Origin of the sequence: uncultured Chryseobacterium sp. (assembly GCF_913776365.1) — a bacterium.
Lineage (GTDB): Bacteria > Bacteroidota > Bacteroidia > Flavobacteriales > Weeksellaceae > Chryseobacterium.
The window spans coordinates 125,792-145,734 of the sequence record NZ_CAJYMO010000318.1; the positions used below are offsets into that span (position 1 = coordinate 125,792).

General features: G+C 43.6%; 19 protein-coding genes. 7 read left to right on the plus strand and 12 right to left on the minus strand.

The window, feature by feature from the left end; all coding sequences use genetic code 11:
* The first annotated feature begins 24 nt into the window (after positions 1 to 24).
* Positions 25 to 447, plus strand: a complete 423-nt coding sequence (locus tag QZ735_RS17275; protein ID WP_294251111.1) for a DUF6146 family protein — start codon at positions 25 to 27, stop codon at positions 445 to 447.
* Between the two features lie 50 nt (positions 448 to 497).
* Here QZ735_RS17275 and QZ735_RS17280 read toward each other — a convergent pair whose 3' ends face one another.
* Both QZ735_RS17280 and rho read right to left on the minus strand, forming a co-directional pair.
* A complete protein-coding gene (locus tag QZ735_RS17280; RefSeq protein ID WP_294251113.1) occupies positions 498 to 1,094 on the minus strand; it encodes a superoxide dismutase in 597 nt (198 codons plus the stop codon).
* 605 nt (positions 1,095 to 1,699) lie between these two features.
* On the minus strand, positions 1,700 to 3,625 hold the full coding sequence (gene rho / locus QZ735_RS17285; RefSeq protein ID WP_294251115.1) for a transcription termination factor Rho: 1,926 nt from the start codon (positions 3,623 to 3,625) through the stop codon (positions 1,700 to 1,702).
* A 145-nt stretch (positions 3,626 to 3,770) separates the two neighbouring features.
* On the opposite strand from rho, the gene QZ735_RS17290 reads away from it, so the two are divergent.
* The 3 genes from QZ735_RS17290 (at position 3,771) to QZ735_RS17300 (ending at position 7,865) form a co-directional block, all read left to right on the plus strand.
* Positions 3,771 to 4,160, plus strand: coding sequence for a DUF4293 domain-containing protein (locus QZ735_RS17290; RefSeq protein WP_294251117.1), 390 nt, complete (start codon positions 3,771 to 3,773; stop codon positions 4,158 to 4,160).
* A gap of 819 nt (positions 4,161 to 4,979) precedes the next feature.
* Positions 4,980 to 5,900, plus strand: a complete 921-nt coding sequence (locus QZ735_RS17295) for a M28 family peptidase (RefSeq protein WP_294251119.1) — start codon at positions 4,980 to 4,982, stop codon at positions 5,898 to 5,900.
* 135 nt (positions 5,901 to 6,035) lie between these two features.
* On the plus strand, positions 6,036 to 7,865 hold the full coding sequence (locus QZ735_RS17300) for an ABC transporter transmembrane domain-containing protein (protein WP_294251121.1): 1,830 nt from the start codon (positions 6,036 to 6,038) through the stop codon (positions 7,863 to 7,865).
* 86 nt (positions 7,866 to 7,951) lie between these two features.
* Here QZ735_RS17300 and QZ735_RS17305 read toward each other — a convergent pair whose 3' ends face one another.
* The 6 genes from QZ735_RS17305 to rsfS form a co-directional block, all read right to left on the minus strand.
* Positions 7,952 to 9,274 carry a peptide-N-glycosidase F-related protein gene (locus QZ735_RS17305; RefSeq protein ID WP_294251123.1) on the minus strand — a complete coding sequence of 441 codons (1,323 nt, stop codon included), beginning with the start codon at positions 9,272 to 9,274 and terminating at the stop codon, positions 7,952 to 7,954.
* Between the two features lie 179 nt (positions 9,275 to 9,453).
* Positions 9,454 to 10,107 (minus strand): phosphatidylserine decarboxylase family protein, encoded by a 654-nt coding sequence (locus tag QZ735_RS17310; RefSeq protein WP_294251125.1) that lies wholly within the window; start codon positions 10,105 to 10,107, stop codon positions 9,454 to 9,456.
* A gap of 4 nt (positions 10,108 to 10,111) precedes the next feature.
* Entirely contained in the window at positions 10,112 to 10,984 is an 873-nt protein-coding gene (locus tag QZ735_RS17315) for a phosphatidate cytidylyltransferase (RefSeq protein ID WP_294251127.1), read from the minus strand.
* 24 nt (positions 10,985 to 11,008) lie between these two features.
* On the minus strand, positions 11,009 to 11,590 hold the full coding sequence (locus QZ735_RS17320; RefSeq protein ID WP_294251129.1) for an LUD domain-containing protein: 582 nt from the start codon (positions 11,588 to 11,590) through the stop codon (positions 11,009 to 11,011).
* Positions 11,591 to 11,721: 131 nt separating this feature from the next.
* On the minus strand, positions 11,722 to 13,734 hold the full coding sequence (ftsH, locus tag QZ735_RS17325; protein ID WP_294251131.1) for an ATP-dependent zinc metalloprotease FtsH: 2,013 nt from the start codon (positions 13,732 to 13,734) through the stop codon (positions 11,722 to 11,724).
* A 16-nt stretch (positions 13,735 to 13,750) separates the two neighbouring features.
* The gene (gene rsfS / locus QZ735_RS17330) at positions 13,751 to 14,119 is read right to left on the minus strand and encodes a ribosome silencing factor (RefSeq protein ID WP_294251133.1); all 369 of its coding nucleotides are present in this window, start codon (positions 14,117 to 14,119) and stop codon (positions 13,751 to 13,753) included.
* Positions 14,120 to 14,204: 85 nt separating this feature from the next.
* Here rsfS and QZ735_RS17335 point away from each other — a divergent pair, with 85 nt between their 5' ends.
* Positions 14,205 to 14,921: a biotin--[acetyl-CoA-carboxylase] ligase gene (locus tag QZ735_RS17335; protein WP_294251135.1), complete on the plus strand. Its 717-nt coding sequence runs from the start codon at positions 14,205 to 14,207 to the stop codon at positions 14,919 to 14,921.
* On the opposite strand, the gene QZ735_RS17340 is transcribed toward QZ735_RS17335, so the two are convergent.
* The 4 genes from QZ735_RS17340 to QZ735_RS17355 form a co-directional block, all read right to left on the minus strand.
* Positions 14,915 to 16,027 (minus strand): LptF/LptG family permease, encoded by a 1,113-nt coding sequence (locus QZ735_RS17340; RefSeq protein ID WP_294251137.1) that lies wholly within the window; start codon positions 16,025 to 16,027, stop codon positions 14,915 to 14,917. The genes QZ735_RS17335 and QZ735_RS17340 overlap by 7 nt on opposite strands.
* A 37-nt stretch (positions 16,028 to 16,064) precedes the next feature.
* The gene (gene tgt, locus QZ735_RS17345) at positions 16,065 to 17,195 is read right to left on the minus strand and encodes a tRNA guanosine(34) transglycosylase Tgt (protein ID WP_294251138.1); all 1,131 of its coding nucleotides are present in this window, start codon (positions 17,193 to 17,195) and stop codon (positions 16,065 to 16,067) included.
* Between the two features lie 69 nt (positions 17,196 to 17,264).
* A complete protein-coding gene (locus QZ735_RS17350; protein WP_294251140.1) occupies positions 17,265 to 17,645 on the minus strand; it encodes a DUF4296 domain-containing protein in 381 nt (126 codons plus the stop codon).
* Positions 17,642 to 18,358, minus strand: a complete 717-nt coding sequence (locus tag QZ735_RS17355; RefSeq protein WP_294251142.1) for a polyprenol monophosphomannose synthase — start codon at positions 18,356 to 18,358, stop codon at positions 17,642 to 17,644. The genes QZ735_RS17350 and QZ735_RS17355 overlap by 4 nt, the downstream gene beginning before the upstream one ends.
* 177 nt (positions 18,359 to 18,535) lie before the next feature.
* On the opposite strand from QZ735_RS17355, the gene QZ735_RS17360 reads away from it, so the two are divergent.
* Both QZ735_RS17360 and QZ735_RS17365 read left to right on the plus strand, forming a co-directional pair.
* On the plus strand, positions 18,536 to 19,105 hold the full coding sequence (locus QZ735_RS17360) for a DUF4271 domain-containing protein (RefSeq protein WP_294251143.1): 570 nt from the start codon (positions 18,536 to 18,538) through the stop codon (positions 19,103 to 19,105).
* Positions 19,106 to 19,117: 12 nt separating this feature from the next.
* Positions 19,118 to 19,858: a uroporphyrinogen-III synthase gene (locus QZ735_RS17365; protein ID WP_294251164.1), complete on the plus strand. Its 741-nt coding sequence runs from the start codon at positions 19,118 to 19,120 to the stop codon at positions 19,856 to 19,858.
* Positions 19,859 to 19,943: the final 85 nt, after the last annotated feature.

The following is a 19,943-nucleotide window of genomic DNA, read 5'->3' on the forward strand; positions in this document are numbered from 1 at the left end:
TACTTTATACCTACATTTACAGATATGAAAAATATAATCCTAATGCTGCTGATTTCTTTCCTGCCTGTCAGTTATACAGCACAAACCGAGAACAAAAATGATAAAGAGAATTCTGAAATGAAACCGTCAAAGAACGAAGACGGAGAATGGGATCTTACGGTAATTGATACCCAATTTGATTATTTCTTAAACGCTATAGCAAAACCGGTGAACCAGTATTCGGAATCCAATCTGAGAAACAGGAATACGCTGCTGGTAAGCGAATGGAATTCGTATTATACTTCCGGCAGATACCGGAACATTATTGAATCATCGATCGATTATGATCCGAGGGAAAATTACGGACTTAAATTCGAATACAAACTCTACCAGGTATTTGCGTATGTGAACTGGAAGTACGGCCTGCGGATGAATGGGCTCAGCGGAAGTGATACCACCAGATATTAAAAAGGTTCAGCATAATGCTGAACCTTTTCTTTTATAAAACAGTTAAAAAATTATTTGTTGAATAATTCCTCCACTTTATCCCAGTTTACCACGTCGAAGAATGCTGATACATAATCAGGTCTTCTGTTCTGGTAATTCAGGTAATAGGCATGTTCCCAAACGTCAAGTCCCAATACCGGAGTACCTTTAACGTCTGCTACAGGCATCAGCGGATTGTCCTGGTTCGGAGTGGAAGTTACGGATACGGAACCGTCAGCATTCTTTACCAGCCATGCCCATCCTGAACCGAACCTTGTTTTGGCAGCATCGGAAAAATCGGTTTTGAATTTCTCAAGTCCGCCGTAGTTTTCGATCGCTGATTTTACATTTCCTACCGGCTCGCTGCTTCCGCCCGGCGTCAGGATTTCCCAGAATAAAGTATGGTTGAAATGCCCGCCACCGTTATTTCTTACGGCCGGTTTGTCAGTTCCGGTCTGGCAAACTTCCTCAATGGATTTTCCTTCCAGGTCTGTTCCTTTGATGGCATTGTTCAAATTATCAACATAGGCCTGGTGGTGTTTTGTATGGTGGATTTCCATTGTTTTGGCATCAATGGTAGGTTCTAATGCATCATAAGCATATCCTAATGTAGGTAGTTCAAATGACATAATGTTGTTTTTTAATGTTATTAATCAAATTTAACCATAAATACATGAGATTCAAAAAATAGGGATTATTTTAATAAATCTTTAACATTGCCTAATGACAGAGAAGGAGGCATACCAATACAAGGTCCCGAAAGCCTGAAAATGCTATCGGAAAGTAAGTCCTGATAAAATATATCACACTTCTAAAACTAAAAGGCATTTAGTAACACCTGAATATGAGCGGCTGCCTGTCCGTATTTCCTTGTAGGATAGCTTTTAGCAGATCTGCGTTACTGAGAATGGCTTGTGCCATAGCCCTGATAGAAGCGGCTACCCCACAGCGCGGCCGGAGGGTTAAGCGTGCAGGGGTTTGGTGTTGGCGTGCATTGGAGAGCCCGGTGCGAGGAGTATTAGCGGATAGCAGGAATCAGCTCCTCAGAAAAAAACTGGTGTTAACCGTACTTCAGCGTATAGAGTAAGAGACAAGGTTGTCCGCAAGACCAGCGCTTTCCGTATCGTCCCGGCTTCAGGGTTTCGCACGTGATTTTTATCCGGTCTCTGTAAATAGCTACAAAAAAGCACGGACAGGAGCGTCCGTGCTTTTCATTTTAACAAAATTAAATCAATTATTTATTCATTGACATCAGGAACTCTTCGTTATTCAGGGTTCCTCTGATATTCTTGTTCACAAATTCCATAGCTTCGATAGGATTCATTTCGGAAAGGTATTTCCTCAGGATCCACATTCTCTGTGAGGTTACTTCATCCAGAAGCAGATCGTCCCTACGGGTGCTGGAGGCAATCAGGTCAATGGCCGGATAGATTCTTCTGTTGGCGATTTTCCTGTCAAGCTGAAGCTCCATGTTACCGGTTCCTTTGAATTCTTCAAAGATCACCTCATCCATTTTGGATCCGGTATCGATCAGTGCCGTGGCAATAATGGTTAAAGATCCTCCGCCTTCAATTTTCCTGGCGGCTCCGAAGAACCGTTTCGGTTTGTGCAGTGCATTGGCGTCCACCCCTCCGGACAATACTTTTCCGGAAGCAGGCGTTACGGTATTATAGGCTCTGGCGAGTCTTGTAATAGAATCCAGAAGGATCACCACATCATGCCCGCATTCTACCATACGCTGGGCTTTTGCCAGGACCAGATTGGCTACCTTTACGTGTTTGTCTGCAGCTTCATCGAAGGTGGAAGCAATCACTTCCGCATTTACGCTTCTTTCCATGTCGGTTACCTCTTCCGGACGCTCGTCTATGAGGAGAACCATCATATAGACTTCAGGGTGATTGGCGGCAATGGAATTGGCAATATCTTTCAGGAGCATGGTTTTCCCGGTTTTCGGCTGTGCCACGATCATGGCGCGCTGTCCTTTCCCGATCGGTGCGATCAGATCAACAATCCTTGTAGACATGGTGGAATTGTTTCCTGCCAGGTTAAACTTTTCCTCAGGGAAAAGCGGAGTCAGGTATTCAAAAGCCACACGGTCTTTAATAAAGGCAAGGTCTCTGCCGTTTACTTCCGTAGGTTTGAGCAAAGAGAAGTATTTTTCCCCTTCTTTGGGAAGCCTTACAATTCCTCTTACCGTATCTCCGGTCTTAAGGCTGTAATTTCTGATCTGGGCTGTGGAAACATACACGTCATCCGGAGATGAGATATAGCTGAAATCCGATGAACGCAGGAATCCGTAATTATCAGGAAGGATTTCCAGAACGCCTTCGATGCTTACCATACCGTCGAAACTGAACTCTTTCTTCTGTTCCTGCTGGTGCTGATTCTGGTTTTGATTGTGATGATGCTCCTCGTTCCGCTCGGCATGTTGTTGCCTGTTCTGGTGCTGATTATGGTAGGTTTCCTCGTTCCTTTCAGCATGCTGCTGTTGCTGTCTGTTGTGCTGATTAGGATTTTGGTTCTGATTCCGGTTCTGGTTTCCGTTGTTGTGTTGCGGATTATTGTGCTGTCCTTTCTGGGAACGTGCCTGAACCTGAGGATGGGTATTGTTTGGCTTTTCTTCAGCCGTAGTGGGTTCCTTGGTATCCGGAGTATCGGTAGTTTCCGTTTTTTCCTGTGGCCCTTCTGTAACGGCAGTGGAAACCCTTTTTCTTTTTTTCTTGGCGGCAGCAGGCTGTTCTTCTGTGGCTGCGGCAGGCTCTGATGCGGATTCCTGCGGGGTCTGCTCCTGTTGCGGTGCGGTTGGCTGTTGCGGCTCTTCAGCAGAAGGCTTTGCTTCTTCTTCTTTATTTTCTGTTTCCGCTTTTGTTGCTGCCGGAGCTTTCGTTTCCGTTTTTGTTCTGGTGGCAGTCTTTCTCGGAGCCGCTTTTTTAGCAGGGGCCTTGGCAGGCTTCTCTGCAGGTTTTTCGTCAGTAGCGGGACTGATTTCCGTTGCATTGAAATATTCTTTGGCAACTTTAGGATTGGAAGCCTGGAAGTCAAGGACAGCGAAGATTTTATCATTCTCCGTGCTGTTTCTTGCAACTTTAACGCCCAAATCCTTTAAGATTTTAGTCAGCTCCGTTACGGATTTTGACCTTAACGTTTCGATGTTAAACATATTTATGTAAAAAAATGTAATTAATTGTGAGTAAGAAAAGTAAGTCCGGTGACTTTTGTTTTCAAGTACATTTGTATAATGCAAATCTACACTTATTTTTGAATTGTGCAAAATTTATGCTACTTTTGCGTGGAATTTATATTTCATGCTACAAAGAATACAGACCATATGGACTTTTCTAGCGGTACTGGCTGCCGTGTTCCTGTTTATCACCGGCCAGGATGTTGATCTTACCGGCAGTTTTCCGGCGATTGATGCGGCCTGCGTGGTCCTTGTCCTTATTGGCGTACTGAGCATATTCAGTTTTAACAACAGAAAAAGACAGATTCTGCTGAACACCATCAGCATGATCATAAACGCTTTGTTGATTGGTGTACTGCTGTACTGGCTGCTTAACTTATCCGGAGGAATCCAATTTCCTGAGAAGGGTATTGAGCCGTTTTTCCCATTGATGGCGATAATCTGTTTGCTCATTGCAAACCGGTATATCAAAAAAGATGAGAGGCTCGTAAAATCAGTAGACCGGCTGCGGTAACCGTACAACGATTTTTTGAGTGAGAACAGCTTCCGGAAGGAGGCTGTTTTTTTTGCGGCTATACTGGAATTCACCATTCACGTGTTGTCAATAGTCAATCCGATGCGCCGGTCAATGGTCAATTTTAATCTCAGCTGGAAAATTCAACTGTGAAGCAGAATTGACCTGCAGAGCAGAATTCACCATTCGTCTGGTGTCAATAGTCAATCCGCTGCGCTGGTCAATGGTCAATTTTAATCTCAGCCGGAAAATTCACCTGCAAAGCAGAATTGACCTGCAGAGCAGAATTCACCATCCACCTGTGGTCAATGGTCAATCTGCTGCATTGATCAATAGTCAATTTAATCTCAGCCGGAAAATTTACCTGCAGAGCAAAATTTACCTGCAGAGCAGAATTCACCATTCGTCTGGTGTCAATAGTCAATCCGCTGCATTGATCAATGGTCAATTGTTAATCTCAGCCGGAAAATTCAACTGTGAAGCAGAATTGACCTGCAGAGCAGAATTCGCTATTCACGTATTGTCAATAGTCAATCCGATGCGCCGGTCAATGGTCAATTTTAATCTCAGCTGGAAAATTCAACTGTGAAGCAGAATTGACCTGCAGAGCAGAATTCACCATTTGTCTGGTGTCAATAGTCAATCCGCTGCGCTGGTCAATGGTCAATTGTTAATCTCAGACGGAAAAATTCACCTGCAAAGCAGAATTCACCATTCACCGTTGATTTTCCTTTTTCTTCCGGCCATCAATAAATATTTACGTTCCGTTGCAACATTTCCCTCAATACACCGACAGATTATCTATACAATCAATTCAACATGAAAAAACTCACTTACCTCGCCTTTTCACTGTTCTCCATCTGTGTTTTTTCACAGAATGTACCTGAAGAAAGGGTACGTACCCTGATTTCAACATTGGCTTCCGACGAAATGAAAGGCCGGGAAATCGGGACTCCGGAAAACGATAATGCTGCAACTTATATTGCTGCCCTGTTTAAAGAAAACAACCTTGAGTACTGCACCGGAAATTCTTACCTCGTCCCTTTTGAGTACAAAGGGAAAACTGTTTACAATGTCTGCGGGATCAAAAAAGGGAAAACGGACAGATATCTGGGATTTTCCGGGCATTTTGACCATATCGGGATGAGCAAAAACCCTCAGGATCCTATTTACAATGGTGCCGATGACGATGCCAGCGGAATCGCCACCCTTGTAGGAATTGCCGATTACTTTAAAAACAAAAAGCCTGAATTTTCAATGGTATTCATGGCTTTCAACGGTGAAGAAAAAGGAATGCTGGGTTCCAGAGCCATTGCAAAAGACCCGAAGCTTGACCCCATCTATACTAATCTGACGGCCCTGTTCAATTTCGAAATGGTCGCTACCGAGTCTGCTTTCGGGAAAAATGCCCTGTTTATGACCGGTGATGAATTTTCAGACCTGGATGAACTGTTCAACAAAAATGCAGCCAACGGACTGAAGATCCACCCGGATCCTTATGCCGCCCAGCAGCTGTTTTACCGTTCGGACAACGTAAGCTTCGTGAAAAAGAAAATCATCGCCCACTCGTTCTCCACGGTGGACATGACAAAGGCAACCCATTATCACCACGAGGATGACGATATGCACATTGTCAATGTTCCCAACATGACCAGCATCATTAATAATGTAGGAAAAACCCTCGAAACACTGACGCCGGCGAACTTCAGCCCGAAGTATAACGATAAAGTGAAATTTTAACGAACGGGGCCACCGATCCGGTGGTCCTGCTTTTATCTGATCAGCAGGATCAGTCTTCTGAAATAAAGTAAAACAGGATCGGAAACGTCTGATCTATTAATTTTGCTTACTTTTGTCTGATTAATCAAAAATTTAATGAGTTATTATAAACGAGCGATAGACCAGATACTTCCTTATAAAAAATCTATTGCAGCCGGTATTTTCTTCAACATTCTTTATGCCTTATTCAATATCATTGCCATGCTTTTTTTTATGCCGGTATTGAATATCCTGTTTGATAAAGAAAACAAAAAAATTGATGCTGAACCCGTTTATACCGGGATTTCAGGTGCCGGAAGCTTTCTTAAAGACAGTTTCAACTATTATATCCAGCAGCTGCAGATGGAGAAAGGACCTGAATACATTCTGCTGATCACCTGTATCCTGTTCATCTCTATGTTTTTCCTGAGGAATATTTTCAGTTATTTATCTGAATTTTACCTTACTTTTTCAAGAACCGGGGTTTCACGGGACTTCAGGATCAGGCTGCATGATAAAATCCTGGAGTTGCCGGTGTCCTTTTTTACCAATTCCAGGAAAGGCGATGTCTTTGCAAGAATTACCTCGGACGTAGGCGAAGTGGAAGCCAATATCCTCAACAGCCTGATTGATATCATCCGTTCACCGATCGTGATTATCATCACCATGGGTTATCTTTTATATTCCAACTTTCAGCTGACCGTATTTACGTTAGTTGTCTTTCCGGTCATGGGTACCCTGATTTCCATTATCGGGAAAAGCCTGAAGAAAGACACCGGGGAAGCCCAGAACGAATTGGGAAAAATGTATTCTTTTGTGGATGAAACACTGGTCGGATTAAAAATTATCAAAATCTTCGATGCTTCTCCTCAGATCAAAAAGAGGTTTGACGAAGTATTGAACAGAATCAGGCACCTTTCCCTGCGCCTTTTCAAGAAAAAAGCACTTGCCTCACCGGTAAGCGAACTGCTGGGAGCCATTACCATCGGGATGATCGTTTATTTCGGAGGCCGTCTTGCCATCCAGGGAAAGGGATTGTCAGGAAGTGAGTTCATTACTTACATCGCGCTGTTCTACACGATCCTGCAGCCGCTGAAAGCTTTATCATCCGCCGTTTCCAATCTTCAGAAAGGAGAAGTGTCGGCAAAAAGAATCTTTGAAATACTCGATGCCGATTTCCATATCAGAGAAGTGGAAGATGCGCATGAAATAAAAAATTTCAGTAAAGGGGTTGAATTCAGGAATATTACCTTCGGATATGAAGAAAAAGAGATCCTTAAAAACTTTTCCATCTCCATTCCGAAAGGTAAAACCATTGCCCTTGTAGGCCAGAGCGGGAGCGGAAAAAGTACGGTAACCAATCTTATCACCCGCTTTTATGATGTTACCGGCGGAGAAATCCTGGTGGACGGGGAAAACATTAAGAATATCAAACTTTCCAGTTACAGGAAACTGTTCGGCCTGGTAACACAGGACAACATCCTGTTCAACGACTCCATCAGAAATAACATATCGCTGGGTAAACCGGATGCTTCGCTGGAAGAGATCCAGGCGGCTGCCAAAGTAGCAAATGCCCACGATTTCATTATGGACCTGCCCCATCAGTACGACACCAATATCGGCGAAGCCGGCGGGAAGCTCTCCGGCGGTCAGAAACAGCGGATTTCCATTGCCCGTGCCGTGCTGAAAAATCCGCCGATCATGATTCTGGACGAAGCCACCTCTTCACTGGATACGGAATCGGAAAGGTTCGTTCAGGATGCATTGGAAAAAATGATGGAAAACCGGACTTCCCTGGTGATTGCCCACCGCCTTTCCACCATTCAGAAAGCAGACTGGATCATCGTGATGGAAAAAGGTAAAATCGTGGAACAGGGAACCCACCATGAGCTTATTGCCAGCAAAGGAATGTACAACCGGCTGGTAGAACTGCAGAATTTTGATTAATTTCGTATAGTATAAACTTTGTAAGAAAAAAGAGAAAGCCGCAATGGACTTTCTCTTTTTTTATGGATTGATTGATCCATATATTTTTACTTCTTCATTACTTTATGGGTAAACCGGGTGTTTCCTTCCAGAAGGATATCCAACAGGTAAGTTCCGGCAGGATAAGCTGTAAGGTCTGCCTTGGGACCGTTTGTTTCCGAAAGCTTCCTGCCGTCCATTGTAAACACACTGATCTGTTTTACTTTCTTCTGGCCTCTTATCATTACATAGTCTGCGGTAGGATTCGGGAAAATGGAGACATCCACCGTTGAGATGTCCTTCACTGAGAGATTCTGGCTATGGCCCTGCATATATATGGACAATACCACCTGTCCGTCCTGATTGTAAAACCCGGCATCCGGCACTTCATATTTCAGGGTATGGCTTCCTGCAGAAAGAGAAGGTACGGAGAAAGATCTTATCGGCACGGCGTCTCCCGGACACCAGTTGTTCCAGCTGGTCCACCAGAGTGTGGTTTTAGGGGTAGATCCGTAGATTCCATTTCCCTGGGTATTGTACATGCGGTAAGGCTCGCAGGATTTTCCTCCCGGAAAAAAGTTAAGCATCTGGGTATTGTCCAGGGATACAAAATTTTGTCTTCTAACATATTCTTCGCCGTTTGTACCGGCCCCATGCGGGGTGGTGACAATGAAAAAGGAAGCATTGGAGGCCGTCTGCGTAAGACTGAAATTAACAAGGCGTACAGTCTGCCCGGCCACATCGGTATTGTTATAGTTATTCAGGGTATTGGAATCCAGCAGCGGAAGAAGGGAATTGAAAGTATTGGTCACTGCCGGATCATTAGAGGTAACGAAAGTCAAAGTACCGGCAAATACGTCATTCCTGTTTGCGCAGCCTGCTACCTGCGTATTGGCGGCATACGGAACCCCGAATACATCCAGTTCCACCCAGATATCGTAAACAGCCCTCAAAGCAGTATTGCTGAAAACGGCATAAAGGTTATTCACCTCATACGTATAGGGAACTTCCGTAGGGGAAATATTTTTGTTCATAAAAGGAGTAATATACCTTCCTACTTCAATTCTCTTCACCTGAGGATCGTTCATGGTGTAGGAAGCCTGCCCTTTCGGGACCAATGCGATATGAACCCCTCCTATCCTGTCATAATTATCACAAAGCGCGCCGATGGTTACGTTCATCTGGATCTTATTCTGAAAGCTGTTGAGTTCGGTATCCGTGAGTTTCCGGGCATACCTGGAATTGGCAAGACGTAAGGTATTGGCCGGAACGGGCTGGGACACGTTGGCAGCATATCCGTCATAGAATACGATCTGTGAAAAAACATTGATGCTGGTCTGTGACTTAAGTAATGAAGAAGCAATTAATAAAGGAAGTAGAATTTTTTTCATAGAATATATTTATCAATTTTATTAAAAAACAGATAAATATATAAATTATTAATTAAATAAACCCCTCACATTATAAATTAAATTAAAAAAAGCAGATTATTATAATTATTCTTAATTAATCATCATGAGACAAAAAAAGCAGACACCGTCTGCTTTTTCGATTTGTATGTTATGTTGTTTTATTCCTTCATTCTTGCAATCACGTCCAGTCCGCCTTTGGTAATGTCGCCTATCTTACAAACGATCTCGGTATCCATCGGCAGGAAAACATCCATTCTGGAACCGAATTTGATAAATCCGAATTCGTGTCCTGCTTTGGATTCATCGCCTTCATTGCAATAAAAGACAATTCTTCTCGCAACATAGCCTGCGATCTGCCGGAAAACAACCTTATGGCCGGTGAGGCTTTCCACTGCTACGGTTGTCCTCTCATTATCGGTAGACGATTTCTCGTGCCATGCCACGAGGTATTTACCGGGATGGTACTTTTTGTACAATACTTTCCCGGAAACCGGAAACCGGCAGATGTGGACGTTAAGCGGAGACATAAAGATCGAAACCTGAATAGCTTTTTCCTTCAGGAATTCGTTCTCTTCCACTTCTTTAATCATCACCACTTTTCCGTCTACCGGGGCAATCACATTTTCCCGGTGCTCCAGGATATCACGGTCAGGAACCCTGAAGAACCAGAATACCAGGCTGTATACTATCAGCAGTGGCAGAATAACTACCAATGACCACATTTCAAGAAAATAAATAGCCAAAGCTCCCAGAATGATGAACAAAACGGTAGCAACGGTAATCGTTCCTTTTGATTCTCTGTGTAATTTCATGAGATTAAATAAATTTTTCTAAAATAAAGTACAAATATACGACAGGAACGCAGATTAAAAAACTATCCAGCCGGTCTAAAACTCCTCCGTGCCCCGGAATGATGTTCCCGCTGTCTTTTACCCCGAAATTTCTTTTCAGCTGGCTCTCCACGAGATCACCGGCAGGAGCAAAGGCTGCCACCAGAAAACCTACAACCATCCAGTTGCCCCGGAGATCCGGCTGATATTGTTCGATAAAATAAGACAGCACCAGTGTAAGAACCACTCCGCCGATATAGCCTTCCCAGGTCTTTTTAGGTGATATTTTAGGAGCCATCTTGTGTTTACCGAAAAATTTCCCGGTGAGATAGGCAAATGTATCGCTGCTCCAGATCAGGATGAAGAGGAAAAGTACCTCCAGGGAAAAACGGTCATCAAAACTTGAAAACTTAGGCAGTCCTAAAGCAAAGCTGAAAGGAAGCGCTACATAGATCACCGTGAAGATCAGTTTCCCGCTGTCATAATAAAGCTCATTCGGATATTTGAACAGGGTAACCACTGCAATGACAATAAGCAGCATGGCAAGAATCTCGCTGATCCTGAAATCGAAGAAAAAATCAAAATGGAAATAGCGTTTGGAGAAAATATAAAAGATGAAAACAACCAGCGGTAGCACCACCCATCTTTCATATCCGTTCTCAAATTTCATTATTTTAAAACACTCCCAGGAGCCTGCTCCCAGCAGAAAAGTAATCAGGCCGTAGTACAGGTATTCCTGTTTTACAAGCCCCGGAGAAATCCCGTTTATCAGCTGGGCGCCCAGCGGTGTGGTACAGAAAACGATAACGGCTACGTAAACAAGTCCTGAAAGGGTTCTCTGAATAAGGTTTTTGTCCAAGATAATCAATTTATAAGTTGATGCCTAATCTTCAAGCAGCAGTAGAAAGAGTTTGGTATTGGTATGCATGGAGGTATCCAGCTTGGATTGCCCGCCGCTGATGGAAGTAAGGTTTTTGATGTTTCCGTTGCGTTTTATTTTCCCCATGGCATCATTCAGGTTGCTGACAATCTGGGAAACATTGGCCATGATAATTATTTTATCCGGCAGCCGCGAAGAATGGTAATGGAGAATATTATTATGGGACAACATGATCCTTCCATCATAGGCAATAAGATACTCACAGGTAATAAAACTGGCATCATTGCCGCTCTGCAGCTCAGGCGTGTAGGAAGCCTTCACCACATCCAGAAAGTTCTGCAGGTCTTTGTCCCAGCAGAACAGATTGCTGATACCTTCTATTTTAAGAATCTGGTTCAGGGTCTGGAGCGCTTCTGCCTCGTCTGCACAGTAATTAAAAAATCCGCCCGAGTGGGTAAATAACTGCGCAAACTTATAGTCGAGATCCGCATTTTTAAGCGAGTCCCCGAGTTTTTCCAGGCTCTGTTTTTCTTCTTCTTCAGGCTGGTTGGTAAGTTTGCTTACAATCCTTTTGAATAAGTTCAACGTAGTTTATTTTTTAGTCACTTTATACAAAAATATAAAAATTAATTCAATAGAAATCCAAAATCCCCTGATATGTATAAAAAAGCCTGACAATTAATCATTGTCAGGCCTGAATAATTTATCGTAGGTGATTAAATCTGCGTCGGGCTGTCCGGCGCCTGGATCTCACTTTCCCCTTCTTTATCTTTGATAAGAATTTCTTCCTGAGGTTCTTTCGTAACAGGAATGGTGTTGGTTACCGGCTTCTCGGTCAATTCCGGATCCCATGCCCTTTTCCCGAATACTTCCTCCAGATCTTCTCTGAAAATTACTTCTTTTTCAAGAAGTTTCGTGGCCAGTGCATCCAGCTTGTCCTTGTTATCGGTCAGGATCTGTACCGCACGGTCATACTGGGTTTCAATAAGCCCTCTGATTTCCACATCAATTTTCTTGGCGGTTTCCTCAGAGTACGGTTTCCCGAAATTATATTCAGACTGTCCTGAGCTGTCATAATAGGAAATATTTCCGATGTTCGGGCTCAGACCGTAAATGGTTACCATTGCCTGTGCTCTTTTCGTCACACTCTCCAGATCCGATAGGGCTCCTGTAGAAATATTGTTGAAAATCACCTGCTCAGCCGCTCTTCCGCCCAGCGTCGCACACATTTCGTCCAGCATCTGTTCTGTGGTGGTCAGCTGTCTTTCTTCAGGCAGGTACCAGGCAGCTCCCAGGGAACGCCCTCTCGGTACGATGGTTACTTTTAAGAGTGGTGAAGCATGTTCCACCAGCCATGAGATGGTAGCATGACCGGCTTCATGGTAAGCCACTCTTTTCTTTTCGGAAGGTTTGATGGCTTTGTTTTTCTTTTCAAGACCACCGATGATCCTGTCAACAGCGTCAAGGAAATCCTGTTTGCTTACGGAAGAGTGGTCGTTTCTTGCAGCAATCAGTGCCGCTTCATTACATACATTGGCAATATCTGCTCCGCTGAATCCCGGGGTCTGCTTGGCCAGGAATTCCCGGTCTACATTATCATCCAGTTTGATTTTCTTCAGGTGGACATCAAAGATCTGTCTTCTTTCATGAAGTTCCGGAAGGTCCACATAGATCGAACGGTCAAACCGTCCGGCTCTCATCAACGCTTTATCCAGGATATCTGCCCTGTTGGTAGCCGCCATTACAATAACGTTGGTATCCGTTCCGAAACCATCCATTTCCGTCAGCAACTGGTTCAGCGTGTTCTCTCTTTCGTCATTTCCGCCGGAGAAGTTGTTTTTTCCCCTGGCACGCCCGATGGCATCAATCTCATCAATAAAGATAATGGCAGGTGATTTGGCTTTCGCCTGTGCAAAAAGGTCACGTACCCTTGACGCTCCCACGCCGACAAACATTTCTACGAAATCTGAACCGGAAAGAGAGAAGAAAGGTACTTTGGCCTCTCCTGCTACGGCTTTTGCCAATAAGGTTTTACCGGTTCCCGGAGGCCCTACCAAAAGGACTCCTTTCGGGATTTTCCCTCCCAGTTTGGTATATTTTTCTGAATTTTTCAGAAAGTCAACAACTTCCTGTACTTCTTCCTTAGCACCTTCAAGTCCGGCAACATCTTTAAAGGTTACCTGAATTCTCTCTTTTTCGTCAAACAGTTTCGCTTTGGATTTCCCAATAGAGAAAATCTGTCCTCCAGGACCTCCGCCGCTTCCCATTTTCCGGAAAAGGAAGAAATAAAATAATCCCAAGATGGCAATCCACACAATAGCCTGAAGCAGGAAGCCCATTAAAGGACTTTCCCCTTCTGCATAGTCTTTTGACGTCTGCAGCGCAGGATTCTGCTGTTTTAAGGCATCAAACTTCTCCAGGAAAAGCCTGAGATCCCCGTATTTCAGGGTAAAATCAGCTTTCGGAGCCATGGAAAGGCCTGAAAAAGGGCTGGACTTGTCCTCTTTTTTTACGGTAGCTGACTTGGCAGCCTGTGTTAAAAACACGTCGGCCTTCTGGGCCTGTTTGTCAATGACAACTCTCTGGACTTTTCCTGCCTGCATTTCTTTGAAGAAACCGTCTTCATCAATCGTCTTTGCATTACTTTCTCCCATAAGATTGGGAACAAAAAGTAAAATAAGGGCGATAATGGCAATCGGAAAAAACCAGTTAAATCCTTTATTGTTCATTTATACTTTTTAAAATTTATATTTCATTTTCAATTCTGGTGATGTCTGCATCCCCCCAAAGTTCTTCTATATCATAGTATGCCCTCACTTCCTTCTGGAAGATATGAACCACTACCGACACATAATCTACCAGTACCCACATTGAATTTTCGGTACCTTCCACATGCCAAGGCCTGTCTTTTAAATCGTTTCTTACTTTCTTTTCTACGCTTCCTGCCAATGCAGATACCTGTGTATTGGAGTTACCACTACAGATAACGAAGGTTTCTGCCACGGAATTTTCAATTTTTGAAAGATCGAAAATCATGATATCTTCACCTTTCACATCCTGGATAGCTTCTACAATTTTATCTATTAGCGCCTGCTTTTCTGCTGTTTTGTTCATTAAAATATCTATAATCTGCAAATTTATTGTTTTTCTTTTACTTTAGCCTTACTTTTAGCTCCCGAAAGTCTTAAAGTTTTCTTAAATGAGCCAACTGTTTTATATAAAAGCATGTTCTTCTACTAATGACGAAATTGCCGGGTTTTTACCTTACGGGGATTCAGATTTTATTGCCCTCCATACTTTCTGCCAGACCAGAGGCCGGGGTCAGTACGGGAATACGTGGATGTCAAATGCTGAAAAAAATATAGCGTATACGCTTGCGGTGAAAACTGAGAACTTTATCATTCCCGATAGTCTGTTCAATTATTATACCGCAATTCTCATCAGCGATTTTCTTGCCAATGTGGCTGACTGCCCTGCAGAAATCAAATGGCCCAATGATATCATTCTCAGGAAAAAGAAGATTGCAGGAATGCTGATTGAAAAGAAAAAGATCCGTGACATCAACTATTACATCATCGGAGCCGGGATCAATGTGCTTCAGGAAGTATTTGATCAGATCCCCAATGCGGGCTCCCTTTTTTCCCAGACCAGTAAAACCTTTGACCTTGAAGAACTTACACTAAAACTACATAACCTTATTGTTGACGGATTGAAACAAACCCCTTCCCCGGCCGATATCATCACCCGTTTCAACAATTGCCTGTTCCGCAGGGATAAAATTTCCGTTTTTGAGGTTGACGGAAAGAGACAAAATGGCATCATCCGGCATGCTGACGAAAAAGGAGAACTCTGGATTGACCTTGAAAATGACGGCTTGAAATCCTTCTACCATAAAGAAGTGAAGCTTCTTTACTGATTTGCCCTTCTGAGATACAGCACCAGGGCCAGCGGCATAAAGACCATATTCGGAAGCCACATGGCAACGGCCGGAGGCAACACCTTATTTTCGGAAACGATTTTAAGGGCTTCAAAGGAGAATACAAAGACGAAGGCCAGCGAGATTCCCAAGGCAAGATTGATTCCCAGGCCGCCCCTTTTTTTCTGTGAAGAAAGGGAAAGTGCCAGAAAGGTAAGAATGACAATAGAAACCGGCATGGAGGTCCGCTGGTGAAGCTCATTCAGGTGGGCATTCAGGTTACTGTTCCCTTTTTCCGATTCCCGGGCGATAAATTTTAGCAGTTCGGGTGTTGTCTTATTCTGTCCCAGAAGGTTATTCGGGAAAAGTTCATCAGGACCCTGCCCGAATTTCTTTTTAAGGTCAAAGCCATTGGCCAGTCTTTCAGTATCGTCCGGATTAACGGTCTTTTCCGTGTATGAGTTCAGCACGAATATTTTTTTCTCTTTATCCCATGATACATCGGCAGCCTTCAGCTCATAGGCCAGCTTACGGTTCTTATCGAATTTCTGATAAACGAAACCGGATCCGCGGTACTCCCTTTTGTTCCATGAGTTGATAAAGATATACTCCGTTTTGCTCAGCTGTGCTGAAACGGGAGCGATTCCCATTACTTTTTCCTTTTTTGTTGCATTGTAGGTATAAGCTTCCAGCTGGTTTTTCTGGATATTTGCCCATGGCAGGATAAAATGGTTGATCCCCAGAGACAGCAACGCAATGAAAAGTGAAGTGAGCAGGTAAGGCCGTGCAAAACGGTGGAAACTCGCCCCGCTGCTGATGATAGCAACGATCTCGGTATTATTGGCCATCCGGGACGTAAAATAAATCACGGAAATAAATACGAGAATGGACAGAAAGGTCATCACCAGGTTGATGATCCAGAAAGGATAAAAGTGGATCAGGAAATAGGTAAGGTTCAGTTTCTGATCAAGTGCCATGGCATTTTCAATCCTCGGAATCTTTTGCTGGACATCAATTACCAGCACCACAATAGACAGCAGGACCAGCATGAAGCTGAAGGTCCCGAGATACTTTCTGACAATATACCTGTCTACAATTTTTAACATCGCTGTTTCTGATCTTTAGGTTGTTTTCTGATCTTTTTTATAGCCTTTGCCTCAGCACCGGCACCACTGAATTTTTCCATTGGTAAAAGTCGCCTGCCAGGATATGTTCCCTTGCCGTCCTTACCAGATCCAGGTAAAATGCCAGGTTATGAATGGAAGCAATCTGCTTGGCCAGGTATTCCTTGGATACGAAAAGGTGCCTCAGGTATGCTTTGGAATACTCCCGGTCAACAAAACTGGTTCCCATCTCGTCCAGCGGTGAGAAATCCTGTTTCCATTTTTCGTTTTTCATATTCATGACGCCTTTCCAGGTGAAAAGCATGGCATTTCTTGCATTCCGGGTCGGCATGACACAGTCCATCATATCAATTCCCAGGCCGATGGATTCCAGGATATTCCATGGCGTCCCCACTCCCATCAGGTATCTCGGTTTTTCTTTTGGCAGAATATCCGTAACCTCATCGGTAATCCTGTACATTTCTTCTTCCGGCTCTCCTACCGAAAGGCCGCCGATGGCATTTCCTTCCGCTCCTGCTTCGGCAATTACTTCTGCAGAAATTTTTCTTAAATCTGAATAGGTGGATCCCTGTACGATCGGGAAGAAGGTCTGCTTATGACCATACAGTTCGGGATTCTTTTCGTTCCAATCCATACATCGCTTCAGCCACCGGTGGGTCATTTCCATAGAGGATTTTACCTGATTGTAATCACAGGGATACGCCACACATTCATCAAAAGCCATGAAAATATCAGCCCCGATCTGCCGCTGGATTTCCATTGATTTTTCCGGCGTAAACAAATGAACGCTTCCGTCTATATGAGATTTGAATTTCACCCCTTCTTCAGACATCTTTCTTGTACCCGAAAGCGAGAATACCTGGAAACCTCCTGAATCGGTAAGGATGGGAAGATCCCAGTTCATGAACCGGTGCAGCCCGCCGGCTTTTTCCATCGTATCCATTCCGGGACGAAGATACAGGTGATAGGTATTCCCCAGAATAATCTGGGCTTTGATGTCTTCTTTCAGTTCTCTCTGATGAACTGTTTTTACGCTGGCCACAGTTCCTACCGGCATGAAAATCGGAGTCTGTACCGTCCCGTGAGCGGTCACTATTTCTCCGGCTCTCGCTTTTCCTTCTGTGGTTTTATTAATGGTAAAAAATTTCATTCTGTTTATTTCTTTTGCTGCCTGCGGCAGCTTCTGTTCTGCAGCCTGCCGGGAGCCTGCTTTTTATATTTATCTCGACAGTCCCGGAATGTTCTGAAGATTCCCTGCCGTACCTGTTTTGTCTTTTACATATTTCTCTGCCTTCGGATCTTTCTCCAGAAGGATTTTCTGGGCATCTTCAGCAATCCCGCCCATTTTTTCCTTTACTACATAATACCGGTAGCTTTCCACGAAATCTGCTGAGCTTACCTTATGGGCCTTCAGCACATAACGCGTTCCGGCTTCGAGGTTGGAACTCGGATACATGAAAGTCGCCTGGTCATTAATGGAAAGATCGGCAAGGATTTCCGCCATCTGGTCCCGGGAGATCAGATGTTCAGGCTTATCGATATAGTCTCCGCCACAGGAAACCAGGAGAAAAAGGATAAATATGCCGGTCAGTTTTTTCATAACCTGTTGATGATTGATTTCCATTTTAAATTCAGTACCCCGAATACCGCTTCATGAATGATCCCGCCGTTCATTTTGCTCTCTCCGAGGATCCTATTGGTAAAGATGATGGGAACTTCCACAATCCTGAACCCTTTTTTGAAGGCCCGGAATTTCATTTCGATCTGAAAGCCATAACCCTTCAGCCTTACATTATCCAGTCCGATGTCCTCCAGCACTTTTCTGGAAAAGCAAACGAAACCGGCAGTGGTATCATGTACCGGGATACCCAGTACGAACCGTACGTATTTTGATGCAAAATAAGACAGCAGCACCCTTCCCATCGGCCAGTTCACTACATTTACGCCTTTGGAATACCTTGATCCTACGGCCATATCCGCCTGAAGGCAGGCCTTGTAAAGTTTCGGAAGATCCTGCGGGTTGTGGGAAAAATCGGCATCCATCTCAAAAATGTAATCATATTTGTTTTCAATGGCCCATCTGAATCCGTGGATGTAAGCTTTCCCGAGTCCGTCTTTTATTTTCCGTACCGAAAGATGCAGATGATGCGGGAATTCCTTCTGCATCTCCTTTACCCGTTCTGCCGTTCCATCGGGAGATGAATCGTCCACCACCAAAATATGAAAGTCATCTTCCAATGCAAAAACCGCGGAAATAATATTTTCAATATTTTCCTTTTCGTTGTACGTAGGAATGATAACCAGTTTTTTCATTTCAGTTTGCAAAGATAGTTTATTTAACCTTTTTATTTTATACAAAATAATCTATAATTTTGCAAAAAAATAGTTCCGTTGCCGTTATCACAACATTTTATAAACCAAACAAGAATACCTGAAAACAACGATTGGGTACTCTTTATATTGCTGGGCTGCATTTTTTTATATCTTTTTATGATGAACATCGTGGAAAGGGAAGCCAGCCTGAAAGATTTCCTGCTTCAGAAATATTTTGATGCCAGTAACAACCTGCCGAGCTGGGTGATGACTTCAGCTGTTACGGCACTTACCTTATCCGCGCTTGTTTCCCAGTACGTTCCTACCGTTCCGGAATACGCTGCCAACCTTCAGGTTTTAGGGTACCAGATGAACAAATTCGGGTTCTGCCTGCTTTGCGTGGTGCTGTTTTACCTGGTAAAGACCAGCCTGGGCTATTTATTTTTCCAGAGTATCGGGGACGGAAAAAGATGGACCGTCTTTTATTTTACGGCTACGAAATTCTATTTCATCCTTTCTTTTCTGCTGATTATTTTATGCATCATGCAATATTACTTCCCGGTAGACAGAAATAAATTATTTCTTTATTACCTGCTGTTCTTTTCTTTTGTCTTCATTTTCAAGGTTTTTTTCTATTTATTTCACAAGAACAGGGTTTTACCCGCGAAATGGTATTATAAATTTTTGTATATTTGCACCCTCCAAATAGCACCTCTTCTGCTGCTTTGGAGATTATTATTTTTTTAATAAAAGTCAATGATGAGAATAAAGTCTATATTGGTATCACAGCCAGCCCCTAGCGAGTCGTCTCCGTACCTGGATATTGCGAAAAAGGAAAAGATAAAGATAGATTTCCGTCCTTTTATCCATGTCGAAGGAGTTGACAATAAAGAACTGAGAACACAAAAGATCGATCTTACGCAGTATACCGGGATTATTTTCACGAGTAAGAATGCAATAGACCATTACTTCAGGCTCGCTGAAGAAATGCGCTTTTCGGTACCGGATACCATGCGTTACATCTGCCAGTCCGAAGCCATTGCCAATTATCTGCAGAAACACATTGTCTACAGAAAAAGGAAAATCAGCTTCGGGGAAAAGAATTTCTCGGACCTCGCGCCGCTTTTCAAGAAGTTTCCCACGGAGAAATACCTTCTGCCTTCTTCCGATGTCCTGAGCCCGGATATCGTAAGGACCATGGAAGCTTCTAACGTAGACTGGAAGAGAGCCATTATGTACAGAACGGTATGCAGCGACCTTACCGACATTACCATCAAGGATTACGATATGCTGATTTTCTTCAGTCCGCAGGGAATCAAATCATTGCAGCAGAACTTCCCGGATTTTAAACAGGAAGAAACCAGAATCGGGGTTTTCGGATCCACCACACTGGCCGCTGCCGAAGAAGCAGGGCTGAAAGTAGACCTTATGGCCCCTACCAAAGAAACACCATCCATGACAATGGCCCTGGAAAAATATATTAAAGCCCTGCATAAGTAAGGTTTTACCGTAAAATATACCTTAACCGTCTTTTCTACCGGAAAGATGGTTTTTTTTTAATTACATTTGAAAAAACAATTACTAT